Below are 12,123 nucleotides of genomic sequence, written 5' to 3'. Positions count from 1 at the left end.
ATTGCGGCCTGAATAGATTTCAGGCCGTTTTTTAATTGTGGCAATAAAGTTTATGTCACTTGAAAACGTTAGCGTTTCTTCTTATTTCAATTTTGTGGGGGGAAGGTTAATATGGAAATTAAATCAGATTATTTTATGCAGCGGAGGGACGAATGTCTATTCAAGTTCAACATTTAAATAAGCAGTTTAAAGTGCATGTCCGCCAGGAAGGGTGGGCTGATGCAGTTCGCAGTCTTTTTAGACGTGAATATCGGACCGTAGACGCTGTCAAAGATGTCTCGTTTTCGATTGAGTCAGGAGAGATAGTCGGTTTTCTCGGTCCTAATGGCGCCGGGAAAACCACGACTATGAAAATGCTGGCGGGGCTTCTTCACCCTACATCGGGCCAAATAACGGTAGGGGGATTTAAGCCACTTGAACAAAAAAATGAATTTAAAAAGATGATGAGCCTGGTTATGGGACAAAAAAGCCAGCTTATCTGGGATATCCCGCCCATGGAAACTTTCCTGGTGAATAAGGCCATTTATGAAATAGAGGATCGGGTATTTCGCCAAACGTTAGATGAGCTCACCGAATTGCTTGAACTTGAGCCGTTGCTCACCAAACCCACGCGAAGTTTGTCGCTGGGCCAGCGCATGAAATGTGAGTTAGCGGCAGCCTTGTTGCACCGGCCCACCATTTTGTTTTTGGATGAACCAACGATAGGCCTCGATGTCCATACGCAGGAAAAAGTTCGGAAATTTATCGCAAAATACAACCGGGAACACCAGACTACAATTCTGTTGACTTCCCACTATATGGGTGATGTGACAGCGCTGTGTAACCGGGTGCTGATTATCAATCATGGAAAATTGCTGTACGATGGCGATTTACAAGTCTTAACGGAAAAACTAACGCCCTATAAACTGCTTGAAATCCGCCTTCCTTCTCTGCCGGCCGTATCGTGGGATAATTATGGGGAGATCGTGCATATCGAAGAGGGGAGAGTAACACTGCGTGTTCCGCGGGAGCGAATTCCAGAGGTGTCTTCCAAGCTGTTGCAGAATTTTCACGTATCCGATCTCAATATACAGGATCCGCCAATGGAGGAGGTCATCACCCTTGCATTCCAGGAGGAATCCCATGTTCAATAAGTACGTGGTTCTTCTTCGGATGAAGTATGTTGAAATGTTTGCCTATCAGCTTGCAACCATCGTATGGATGACAGGATCCATGATACAGCCGCTGATAACGATGATCGTGTGGATGAATATTTATCAAGCGCAGGCCCAGTCATTTGTGCTTTATTTTATTGTACTCATTTTTGTAGAACGGCTGACGAGTGCCTGGGATGTATGGGAACTCGATCGCGAAATTCGGGAAGGCACTTTTTCATATCACATTGTGCGACCACTTCACCCGGTACACTGGGCGATTGCAGAAAACATTGTTTATAAAGGGTTATTTTTAGTTATTCTCATTCCCGTCTGGATTATAACAGCACTGTTTGTTCCTGCTCTGCGGCTCCATTTGAGCGGTACCCAGTGGCTGTTATTCATCGCTGCCTTGCTTTTAGGGGCTGCCATCCGATTTATGTTTAGCTATACGTTTGGCCTTCTTGGTTTCTGGATTACCAAAGTCACAGCGATATATTCCATGTTTGAAGCCGTATCCTTGTTCTTCTCTGGACGTATCGCGCCTTTGTCTCTGCTGCCTCCTGTCATGCAGCAGATTAGTTTTGTCCTGCCTTTCCGCTATATGATTGGCTTCCCGATTGATATCGTGACAGGTGCTGCAACCGGGCCAAATATGGCGTATGGTTTTCTTGGGTCCATCATCTGGGCACTGCTTTTATTTGCGATGCTTGGGTGGCTGTGGAAAGCAGGCTTGAAAAAAAATCAGGCAGTAGGGGGGTAATAAATGAGGAGAAATTGGCGGATTTTTTGTGAGTTTTTTAGAACCTGTTTAGTCGAAGAACTTGAATACCGCAGCGAATTTATCGGGAATTTGCTTTCCAGTCTTTTTGGTGTGGGTATAGCGATTTTGACCATTCAGATCTTTTTTTATCAAACCAATCAACTTGGGGGCTGGGCATATGCAGATGTCCTCGTGCTTCTCGGAATGTTCAATACACTGCAAGGATTTATTAATTTTGCCCTGCGTCCTAATATGTCGCGGCTGCTGTTGCATGTAAGAAAGGGAACGTTAGATTATATTCTGACCAAACCGGTGGATAGCATGTTTTATGTCAGTTTTCGCCATTTGATCTTCTGGCGGCTGATTGACGTCTTTCTCGGATTGGGATTGATTGTGTACGGACTGTCTCAAAAACATTACGTGCCGACGTTTGGGGATTGCATGGTGTTTATCATTAGCCTGTTTTCTTCACTCGTGCTTATTTATTCGCTATGGATGCTGCTCATGACGACAGCATTTTGGGTGATCCGAATAGACGATCTTTCCTTCGCGTTCGATTCTTTTTTCGAAACGACCCGTTTTCCAATTGGTATGTACCAGGGCTGGCTCCGTATTGTGCTGACATACATTTTGCCTGCGGCATTTATCACGAGTACCCCTGTCATGGCCCTGTTAGGCAGATGGAATAGCGTGACAACGCTTCTATCCCTTGTTGTTGCGGGCATTTTCTTATGGTTATCCCGTCGATTTTGGCGGTACGCACTCCGCTCTTATACAAGTGCCAGCAGCTGACATAAAACATCGCGGGATAATAGTTGCCCGCGATGTTTTTCTCATTTATGCTTGAATCGCTAGCTTAGCCAGTTGAACGGCACCTGCTAAAGAGTCTGCTACGGCCAGCCATAATCCGCTGTGGCAAAAGATGGAACCTGGAACATGCGTCGCTCTTTCTAATTCTTCTCCCTCCAGGCCGGCCCAGGAGTCAGGGAAATTCTTCCGTACCGCAAAAGAACCGGGTTCCGATCGCACGCCCTGAACGGTAAATTGCCCGTTGTCCCGTGGAGTAATCACAAAAAGTACTTTATTCTGTTCATCTAGTGAAGTTAAAGCTTTGCCCCATGGGCAACCCGTTTCGAGAATAAGGATCTCAGGTACTTCTCTTGCTTCGAATGCCCGCTGTATAAACGGATAAGCCCGGTGGCTAGAAAGTAATTTGTTGAGATAACTATAGAAGACACTTTTGGCGAAGGTTACCGCTTTCCAAAAGGACTCTTCTTCCGATTCATCTGCGTCCCAGGCAGGGTTCATTAATTTTACTACGTATGCGATATCCAGAATTGGCATGGATTTCTCTATATTAATACCGTTGTCGAGTGCGTCAAGAGGCTGGATAAAAACTTCATCTACTTCATTAAAAAACTCCTCCTCTACCGCGGGATCGTCCACGCCCTCTTTCCTCAATATTTCCCGGCCAAAATCGCGCCAGATAAGTCCCGAAGCAGCGTACGGAATTTCGTTCTCTCTATATTCTTTGTCGCGTGTATGATGGTCGTATTTTCCCCGCCCAACATCGTATACAATATCGCAAGTTTGAAGAATATCCTCTTTCCGTGTGCGGATAATTTCTGCATCCTCATATAAATTAAGAAGGAATGCAGTGGCAAAAACTTCGTCAGCATGAAACGGTCCATTGTGTGTGCCTAGTTTCATTTTTTTCTCCCTTGGCATATGAATTTTGCTATTTCTTTATTTTATCAAATAGAAGGTTTGCAATACATAAGGAGCAAGTGTCAAATGGATCCGACAGTCGTTGACGAAGCTGTTAGTTGATTGCCCAGGATCCCTAATGGATTGAACCGGAGAGTTTTGGCATGTATAGCGCAATGCCGGTATTGCCACCTTAAAGGGGGAAAGATTTTTGAAGAAAGGAAGGGATCCTTATCAAACAGCGCAATGACGAGAAAGCCATCCATATACCGGAGTCGGTGAACGATTTGGAGAGCCGAGTGACGGCTGCTGATTTAGCTGTGGATAAAGATAAAGCAGGACGGATGCGCACTGCTGATGGAAAATCGCATAAGAAAAGCCGATAGCAGGAGGCGGGAAGATGAGAAATAAACCGAAATTAGATACGGATGCCAACGCGGCCAGCAATGTAAATATGATGAGGGTTGGCCAAAACGATGCAGACTTTGCGGAAGAAACCGCTCGCGCATCCAATCATGCGAATGTCAAAGAAATAGAAAATAATAAACAACAATAACCTGACGATCACAAAAATCTTCCACTCCAGGAAGGTTTTTTTATTATGTGCTTAACAGTGTTGAAGTGCCTTGAGCGATTTTTTCAATGGGCCTCCGGTCCCGAAACACCGAAGAAAAACATCATGAGGCGTATGTCCGCACCTTTCTTTCCCCCTGTAGAGCGTGTGGAACAGAGGGCGAAAAAGACCGGCAACCTGTCTCCATCATTGAGATACCCAGATGTTGCACCTAAACGGTATAAGCGCAGCTAAGGCCATCGGCAGCGCTTCGCTTGCAGCTGGCCAAGCTTTGCTAATGCCGGTCCGCCCGTCGTTCCACAAAGCGGCCGTAAAAACTTCTTTGAGGGGAAAGGAGAGAGCGGCATGGCCCGCGGTGTTTTTCTCATTCTCCCTTTCGAAAAATTGGGCGCATGACGATAGGCGACTCAGTGGGTATTCGCATAGAGTATATACGTACCATGATTGAGGGGGAGGTTAGATAAATGATAGATTACCGTAATTGGAAAGATAACCTGGATCGTGCAACTGTCTATTTTTTATTGGCTAAAAAATATGAATATATAAATCCTACATTGCATATGCAGTACTATCTACTGCACTATGACTATGCAAATCGACTTGAGCAATCACTTAGCCAGTTTGCTCAACTACAAGGGTCAACAGGCGGATTGAGCGGCCAGTACCCGGACCAATCGCAGACAGGCAGCTGGGGCGGCCAGTACCCGGACCAATCGCAGACAGGCAGCTGGGGCGGCCAGTACCCGGACCAATCGCAGACAGGCGGGTGGAGCGGCCAGTATCCGGGCCAATCGCAGACAGGCGGGTGGAGCGGCCAGTATCCGGGCCAATCGCAGACAGGCGGGTGGAGCGGCCAGTACCCGGGCCAATCGCAGACAGGCGGGTGGAGCGGCCAGTACCCGGGCCAATCGCAGACAGGCGGGTGGAGCGGCCAGTACCCGGGCCAATCGCAGACAGGCGGCTGGGGCGGCCAGTATCCGGGCCAATCACAGACAGGCGGCACACCGAGCACAGGCGGGACATCGGGTACAGGTGGCATACCGAGTACAGGCGGCACACCGAGTACAGGGGGCACACCGACTACAGGGGGCACACCGAGCACAGGCGGGACATCGGGTACAGGTGGCATACCGAGTACAGGCGGCACACCGAGTACAGGCGGCACACCGACTACAGGGGGCACACCGAGTACAGGGGGCACACCGACTACAGGCGGAACCTACACTGGTTCTTGACATTTTATCGGTATTTTTGCGCAAAGGCTATCAGCAAAGCTTTTGCGCATTTTTTTTATTTGAATCCATTCCTTAATGTTTCAAACCTCTAACACCGTGGTAAATGGAATTGGTTTAGGTCAATATACCATTTACTAAGTAAGTAGAAAGAGGGAGTAACAGTGAACTTGAATGCAGACGTGGCAAATTATCTAATAGACAATAGGCAGCAAATCGCTCAAGAAATAATAGATACGATCCTATCTGAAGCTCACATTGATTTTTCGCAGGATGACATAAACACGGGCTTAGCCAGTTTCGAAGAATTCCTCCGATTTCTTGGTGAAGCCATCTTAAGAAACGATAAACAACCCTCGTCAGATTTAATGAATTGGAGCCATAAGAACGGGGAACGCGAAGCCAGCACAGGGAAAAAGATAACATTTGTTTTAGAATCTTATTCTTTGATTCGGGATGCGTTTCAAAGAAAAATTTACAGCATATGTAAATTTTATAATGTTGATCGGGATGTTACCTTTGATATTATCACCAACGTTGATCGGTTGATTGATGTGACGCTGCACGAGACCATTAAAGCATTCGACGCATTTAAAGATAGAATTCTTGTGATGACAAAGGAAGAAGTGAGTGAACTCAGCGCCCCCATCGTGCCGGTTGATGATGGAATCGCGGTGCTGCCGATCATTGGCCAGATTGATACTTACCGCGCGAAAAACATTCTTGAAAAAACCGTTCCGAAAGTTGCCGAATTAAAGGTTGAACATCTAATCATTGATTTCTCAGGTATCCAGGCAGTGGATACGATGGTAGTTGATCATTTATTTAAAATAAATAACGTGCTTCGCTTGTTAGGCATTGACTCTACCATAACGGGGATTCGTCCTGAAATTGCCAGGACAACCGTTCAGATGGGAATCGATTTGTCGTCTATTAAGACGTTTGCGACAGTCCGGCAGGCTCTTAAGTTCATCCGCCAACGGTAAAACATTTTGTAGAAGAGGTGTACAATGGCAGAAGAATTAATGGCAGAACAATTTAAAAGCCGGATACCGGACAGGCCAGGTGGTAAGTGATTTTTACAGGACAAAAGGCGATATATTGACTGTTCTGGATTTGTTGCCCTAGATGGATATCAATGCTGGTAGGGGGAATATAACAATTGACTCTATCTCGTTAGCAGAAAAAAGGGCACGGATTAAGCGCTGTATATTGGAAAATATCATTGGGAACAACAGATAGCACGGGTAAAAATGCATATAAATTGAACGAATTGGATGGAATTTAATGATGGAAAATAGTAGGTACCAAAAAGATGTAGGCCCATCTTCTTTTACATGGGATTTAGAAAATGGTTTATTCAAGTTTGATGGAGCGGAGGCTCTCCTCTTCTGGGTAGGCTCCGCGTTCAGGACGTTGTTCGACTCAATTGAAGAAGTATCCGGAGATGATTCTGCCAGGGTTGTCCTAGAAACGGCCGGCTATAGGATGGGAACCATTGTTGCAGATTTTTACCGGCAGCAGGATATTCACTTTATTCTCAAATCACTTCCCATTACTTATGCCACTGCTGGTTGGGGAAAATTCATTTTTGAATCGATTGACTTACACAACAAAACAGCTGTGGTTCGGATGAAAAACAGCTGGGAGTTTCGGGTGAACAAGGAACAGGGAAAAGCAGAACCGGGCTTATTTCTCCCCGGTCACTGGGCGGGCCTTTTCAGCTCTCTTTATAAAGAAAATATCTGGTACAACTACAAAACCAGTGAAATCGGAGGAGAGGAATACGATGAAATACACCTGTTCCCTTCGGTAATAACACCTGCAGGCAATATCCACGACCTAATTCGGCAAAAAGAGCAAACCCGAATCAAAGGATTGGAGCGGCTTGTTGAGGAAAGAACGAAGGAATTAAATGATCTCATAACTGATTTGTCCGTTCCTGTCATCCCGGTGCTAAACGATATCTTAGTTATTCCGTTAATTTCTAAGTATGACAACCATCGTGCGGAAGAATTAATGTCCAAAGCGTTAACCGGGCTCACAAGCCACCAGGCAAAATACCTGGTTCTCGATTTAACCGCCATTAAGGAAATTGATGAGTACACCATCTCCCTTCTTCATAAATTAGTGGCTGCTACCAGGCTAGTTGGCGGCGTTTGTATTTTGGTCGGCATTGGTGCTGATTTAGCAGTTAAAATCATTGATTCTGATTTTAATACAGAAGAAATCATTACATTTTCAACCCTGCAGCACGGGATTCACTATGCCCTGGCACATGAGGGGATGGAAATAGTGAAAAAACAGCGGTAACCCTGACTCCAGCTCTTACACAGCTGGTTTTTCCCCTTTTATTACAGGCAGTCATTTAATTCTGGCAAGTAAAAGAAAATCCTGAGCCAAACGATTCTAATCGGAAATGGCTCAGGATTTTTCTCTAAGTCTAAAACCTTTTATTTATGTAAGACAGCTATTATAATAATGATATCAGAAATAATTAAATAAACAAAATTTTTTAAACTTATTTTGAAAGCGCTTCACAAAATAGCTGATAACAAATTGGGAGGAGAGAAACCAGATGATGAAATATCCATTAACACTCCACTCTATATTTGAGCGGGCTGAAAAATTCTTTCCAAAGAAAGAAATTGTATCACGCGGTTCCCACGGTATTTTTCGCTATACATACGCTCAGTATTGCAGAAGGACTCGCCAATTAGGCAGCGTGCTGGCGGCACTGGGGATTAAACGGGGCCACCGGGTAGGCACCTTTGCCTGGAATAACCACCGGCACTTAGAAGCCTATTTCGCCATCCCCTGTTATGGTGCGGTCCTGCATACAATCAACATACGCTTATCCACGGATCACATTGCCTATATCATTAACCATGCAGAAGATGACCTATTATTAATAGACGAAGACCTCGTTCCCATTATTGAAAAGGTACAAGACCAATTGCATACTGTTAAAGCCTATATCATTATGAGCGACAACAAAGACATTCCCCGAACCAGTTTGTCACCCGCCTATTCCTACGAGGATTTATTATCCGAGGGCAACCCCGGTTTTCAGTTCCCGGATGATATTGGTGAAGATGAACCGATGGGCATGTGTTATACATCTGCTACTACAGGCAATCCCAAAGGCGTGGTGTATACCCACCGGTCCACTTATCTTCATACTATGGCGTTAGGGTTAGCCGATTCAATAGGCGTCTCAGAAACCGATGTATGCATGCCTGTTGTGCCGATGTTCCATGTCAATGCATGGGGATTTCCTTTTGCGGGGGTCTGGTTCGGCTCCAAGCAGGTTCTTCCAGGACGTGCACCAACTCCAGCAATACTGGCGGATTTAATTGAGCAGGAAAGGGTCACGTTGACTGCCGGCGTTCCCACTGTATGGTTAGGTCTCGCAAAAGTATTGAGAGAAGGAAACCATGATGTCTCCTGTCTGCGTACCGTTATCTGCGGCGGTTCTGCCGCCCCGCAAGGATTAATCCGTGAGTACGAAAGCACATTTGGCATTCCATTCATTCATGCTTATGGGATGACGGAGTCGAGTCCAATTATCACCGTTTCCCGGTTGAAAAGCTATCAAGTAACACTCTCGGAGGAGGAGCGAATGGACATACGCGCCAAGCAGGGGCTCCTCATTCCTGGAGTGGAAGGAAGAGTCGTTCGGTATGATGGAAAGGAAGCCGCGTGGGACGGGCTTGATGCAGGCGAATTATGGCTGCGCGGCCCGTGGATAGCAGATGAATATTATAAAGATGAACGAACGGAAGAGACATTTATCGATGGCTGGTATCACTCCGGAGACGTCGCCGTTATTGATGAGGAGGGAACGATAAAATTAGTTGACCGCACAAAAGATCTGGTGAAAAGCGGCGGGGAATGGATTTCTTCACTGGACCTTGAAAATGCGCTGATGACGCATCCGGCTGTTTTTGAAGCTAGCGTCGTAGGTGTGCCCCATCCTAAGTGGGACGAGCGGCCAATTGCTTTCATCGTAGTCAAAGATGAACATAAGGGAAAAGTTACGAAAGAAGAGTTCTTCACCTATTTAGAGGATAGATTCGTGAAATGGTGGGTGCCTGACGACATCCTATTTATTGATGAAATTCCGAAAACGTCTGTAGGAAAGTTCCTGAAGCAGTCTCTCCGCAACCAATATCACGGTTATTTTATTTCGAAAGCTTAAAAGGACAGCGGTGAAGGGGAACCGGTGGCTTAACCGAAACAATAAACAAGCCCCTGTTCCCGCTTGCCGATAGCAGCGCTGGTAACATCCCTTCTTAAGCTTGCTCACCATCCTATCCATTACCCCACTTTTGAACGGATATCGAAGCAAGGTGATCCTGTATTTCCCCACTTGTCATAGTTAGATCGCATCACGTTACTTTAATTCCAGATGATTTCCTACCATTCAAATAAATTCCAACTATCTCTTTCTTTTTTTGTGATCGATCAAGTAAGATGTACATAGAGGACAAGCAACTAGCAAAGGGATGACTCGGATAAAATGGACAAGCAGATATGGACCTGTGGCCAAGGGGAAGCCATCATTTTTATTCATGGGCTGGTCGGTAATCACACGGTATTTAAAGAGCAAGTAGCCGCATTATCCAAATGCTATTATACGGTGGCCTACGATATGCTTGGGCACGGTGCGGAAAAAGGAATAGCAGTTAATTTTGAAATGGCCAATCTAGTAAATGAACTCCTGGCGGTTTATAACAGGCTGCAAATCCAACAGGCGAATATTTGTTCGTTAAGCTTCGGGACTTATATCGCAAATGAGTTTGCTTATCAATATCCCGAGAAAGTCACTTCGCTTTGCCATATTGGGGCTAGTTATGACAACCCATCCTTCTTTCATGAAGAATTAATAAAAGTATGGAATAAAAGAGAGATCCACTATAGAGACTGGCTTCAATACTATGCATGCAAAATGAATCCGAACAATCCAGTCATGCGCGACCCTTATGCTTATAAGTCCAGAAAGATATTTCAGAAATATGGGGGAGAAATCGCCTCCAGTGTTGTGATGCAGGCATTACACTATATGTTGTTTGGCCGTGTGCGAAGCAGACTCAGTAAAATCAAACGCCCATTCTTGTGGGTCATGGGAGAGTACGATCACATACGTAAGACATGTTTGTATGACCTTCACGACATACTTCCGGAAGTTATATATATCGAGCTTCCGGGAACTCCACATGTTGCGCATCTCTACCAGACTGAATTGTTCAACCAAACCTACCAGCGATTTCTGCTGCAGCACAAATAGCAGAATTAAAAAAATGATTATTTTAGCACATATTTTGCTGGCTGGGATGATCCGATATATTAAAGGACATTTTACACAAAAAACGGTGATGAAATGTATCAATATACGCTATTAATCGATATGGATTCTGCATGCTCCGCACAATTTGAAGCGTTTTGCCCAAACTGGTAGGCTCGCAGTTGCCATGGACTACCCATACAACCGCGACGTTAGCTGTAAGCGTGTGTCGAGTTGGAGGGAGTTCGAAGATTCTCTTGAATACATCGTGAACTACCCGCAACTTACCACCTAAGGTGCTTGAATTGGGGGCTTGCAAAAGCCCGTGATTGCCATTGCTTGCGACACAACAACAACTGGCAATTCATCCCCCACCTTCGCTTCGCTTAGAGGAGGGGGGACTTCTTGCCGGTCATGTTAAAGGGAGAATTCCATGAAGCATTATGATGTTATTATAGTAGGCGGCGGGGTTGCTGGCATTTCAGCGCTTATCTGGTTAAAACAGCTCGGCCTTAACGCCATCCTGTTTGAGAAGTCCGATGTACTCGGCGGACAGCTGCATAAAGTTCACAACGAAATCATTGATTATCCCGGTTTGTTTGGGTTAACAGGCAGAGATTTGTTGGACAGGCTGCAGAAGCATTTGCAAGCTATGCAGTGTGAGTGGCTAACAGAAACAGAAGTGGTGGGCATTGAAAATAACAACGCGGGTTTCGTCCTTAGCACCTTTCATACGAATAAAAATGAGCGCAAATCTTACGCTGCCACCTACATCATTGTGGCTGCGGGGGCGACAGAACGGCACTTAGGCGTACCTGGGGAAGAACAGCTTTATTCGCGAATGGGAGAACTGTCCACATCCAAAAGCCCGGAGATCTTTAAAGGCAAAAAGGTTGTCATTGTTGGCGGTGGAAACAGGGCGTTAGAAGGCGCCTACCGCATAAGGAACTGGGCCGATTCTATTACAATCGTTCACCGGCACGATAGATTTAAAGCTAAGGCTGAATATTTACAGCCTCTCCTAAAGAGCAGCAACGTTCGTTTTGAGCTATTCTCCCAGATTAAATCCATTGTCTGGGACAGTGGACTTGCAGGAGTTATCATTTTAAATACGAGAACAGCAATAGAAAAATATGAGGAAGCAGATTATGTGTTAATTCGGATTGGGGTTCAAAGCAATTGCAGTCTCCTAGACCATTTGGTAGAGATAGACAACGGCTGTGTCAAAACAGACAGATGGGGAAAAACAACCCACGACCAAGTCTATGCCATTGGGGATTTATCTACGCCGCCCGAATATTCAAGCATTAGCTTACATGTTGGACAGGGAATGGCCGCGGCTAAAAATATATGGCTTTCGCTTAGCGGCAGATCAGATTCAGTAAGAGAAGGGGAGCGTTTTAACAACTTTATCAGGTAAGCGGGGT

At 45.5% G+C, this 12,123-nt stretch carries 12 protein-coding genes; 11 read left to right on the top strand and 1 reads right to left on the bottom strand.

Translation table 11 applies throughout. The annotated features are described in order from the left end of the window. The first annotated feature begins 152 nt into the window (after positions 1-152). The 3 genes from PP175_RS17460 to PP175_RS17450 are packed head-to-tail and all read left to right on the top strand — an operon-like array spanning position 153 to position 2,688. The gene (locus tag PP175_RS17460; RefSeq protein WP_272439584.1) at positions 153-1,133 is read left to right on the top strand and encodes an ABC transporter ATP-binding protein; all 981 of its coding nucleotides are present in this window, start codon (positions 153-155) and stop codon (positions 1,131-1,133) included. Next, positions 1,123-1,896 (top strand): ABC transporter permease, encoded by a 774-nt coding sequence (locus PP175_RS17455; protein ID WP_272439583.1) that lies wholly within the window; start codon positions 1,123-1,125, stop codon positions 1,894-1,896. Before PP175_RS17460 ends, PP175_RS17455 begins: the two co-directional genes overlap by 11 nt. Before the next feature lie 3 nt (positions 1,897-1,899). Then, positions 1,900-2,688: an ABC transporter permease gene (locus tag PP175_RS17450; RefSeq protein ID WP_272439582.1), complete on the top strand. Its 789-nt coding sequence runs from the start codon at positions 1,900-1,902 to the stop codon at positions 2,686-2,688. Between the two features lie 45 nt (positions 2,689-2,733). Here PP175_RS17450 and PP175_RS17445 read toward each other — a convergent pair whose 3' ends face one another. Next, a complete protein-coding gene (locus PP175_RS17445; RefSeq protein WP_272439581.1) occupies positions 2,734-3,606 on the bottom strand; it encodes an MYG1 family protein in 873 nt (290 codons plus the stop codon). A gap of 397 nt (positions 3,607-4,003) precedes the next feature. Here PP175_RS17445 and PP175_RS17440 point away from each other — a divergent pair, with 397 nt between their 5' ends. The 8 genes from PP175_RS17440 (at position 4,004) to PP175_RS17405 (ending at position 12,116) form a co-directional block, all read left to right on the top strand. Beyond that, positions 4,004-4,159 carry a hypothetical protein gene (locus tag PP175_RS17440; protein ID WP_272439580.1) on the top strand — a complete coding sequence of 52 codons (156 nt, stop codon included), beginning with the start codon at positions 4,004-4,006 and terminating at the stop codon, positions 4,157-4,159. 482 nt (positions 4,160-4,641) lie between these two features. Next, positions 4,642-5,412 (top strand): hypothetical protein, encoded by a 771-nt coding sequence (locus PP175_RS17435; RefSeq protein WP_272439579.1) that lies wholly within the window; start codon positions 4,642-4,644, stop codon positions 5,410-5,412. Positions 5,413-5,573: 161 nt separating this feature from the next. Next, on the top strand, positions 5,574-6,395 hold the full coding sequence (locus tag PP175_RS17430) for an STAS domain-containing protein (protein ID WP_272439578.1): 822 nt from the start codon (positions 5,574-5,576) through the stop codon (positions 6,393-6,395). 301 nt (positions 6,396-6,696) lie between these two features. Further along, a complete protein-coding gene (locus PP175_RS17425; protein ID WP_272439577.1) occupies positions 6,697-7,722 on the top strand; it encodes an STAS domain-containing protein in 1,026 nt (341 codons plus the stop codon). 265 nt (positions 7,723-7,987) lie between these two features. After that, positions 7,988-9,610, top strand: coding sequence for a long-chain fatty acid--CoA ligase (locus PP175_RS17420; RefSeq protein ID WP_272439576.1), 1,623 nt, complete (start codon positions 7,988-7,990; stop codon positions 9,608-9,610). Positions 9,611-9,931: 321 nt separating this feature from the next. Further along, positions 9,932-10,699 (top strand): alpha/beta fold hydrolase, encoded by a 768-nt coding sequence (locus PP175_RS17415; protein ID WP_272439575.1) that lies wholly within the window; start codon positions 9,932-9,934, stop codon positions 10,697-10,699. 118 nt (positions 10,700-10,817) lie between these two features. After that, a complete protein-coding gene (locus PP175_RS17410) occupies positions 10,818-10,991 on the top strand; it encodes a 5' nucleotidase, NT5C type (protein WP_334314219.1) in 174 nt (57 codons plus the stop codon). A gap of 138 nt (positions 10,992-11,129) precedes the next feature. Beyond that, positions 11,130-12,116: an NAD(P)/FAD-dependent oxidoreductase gene (locus tag PP175_RS17405; RefSeq protein ID WP_272439574.1), complete on the top strand. Its 987-nt coding sequence runs from the start codon at positions 11,130-11,132 to the stop codon at positions 12,114-12,116. Positions 12,117-12,123: the final 7 nt, after the last annotated feature.

It is taken from the genome of Aneurinibacillus sp. Ricciae_BoGa-3 (assembly GCF_028421645.1).
Taxonomy (GTDB): domain Bacteria; phylum Bacillota; class Bacilli; order Aneurinibacillales; family Aneurinibacillaceae; genus Aneurinibacillus_B.
Note: the sequence above shows the minus strand (reverse complement) of the source record. Positions and strands in the feature narration are given on the sequence as shown.

Bases quoted from the DNA above. Each gene is read 5' to 3' on its own strand.
- PP175_RS17460 (WP_272439584.1), top strand. From the start codon at position 153: ATGTCTATTCAAGTTCAACATTTAAATAAGCAGTTTAAAGTGCATGTC.
- PP175_RS17455 (WP_272439583.1), top strand. From the start codon at position 1,123: ATGTTCAATAAGTACGTGGTTCTTCTTCGGATGAAGTATGTTGAAATG.
- PP175_RS17450 (WP_272439582.1), top strand. From the start codon at position 1,900: ATGAGGAGAAATTGGCGGATTTTTTGTGAGTTTTTTAGAACCTGTTTA.
- PP175_RS17445 (WP_272439581.1), bottom strand. From the start codon at position 3,606: ATGAAACTAGGCACACACAATGGACCGTTTCATGCTGACGAAGTTTTT.
- PP175_RS17440 (WP_272439580.1), top strand. From the start codon at position 4,004: ATGAGAAATAAACCGAAATTAGATACGGATGCCAACGCGGCCAGCAAT.
- PP175_RS17435 (WP_272439579.1), top strand. From the start codon at position 4,642: ATGATAGATTACCGTAATTGGAAAGATAACCTGGATCGTGCAACTGTC.
- PP175_RS17425 (WP_272439577.1), top strand. From the start codon at position 6,697: ATGATGGAAAATAGTAGGTACCAAAAAGATGTAGGCCCATCTTCTTTT.
- PP175_RS17420 (WP_272439576.1), top strand. From the start codon at position 7,988: ATGATGAAATATCCATTAACACTCCACTCTATATTTGAGCGGGCTGAA.
- PP175_RS17415 (WP_272439575.1), top strand. From the start codon at position 9,932: ATGGACAAGCAGATATGGACCTGTGGCCAAGGGGAAGCCATCATTTTT.
- PP175_RS17405 (WP_272439574.1), top strand. From the start codon at position 11,130: ATGAAGCATTATGATGTTATTATAGTAGGCGGCGGGGTTGCTGGCATT.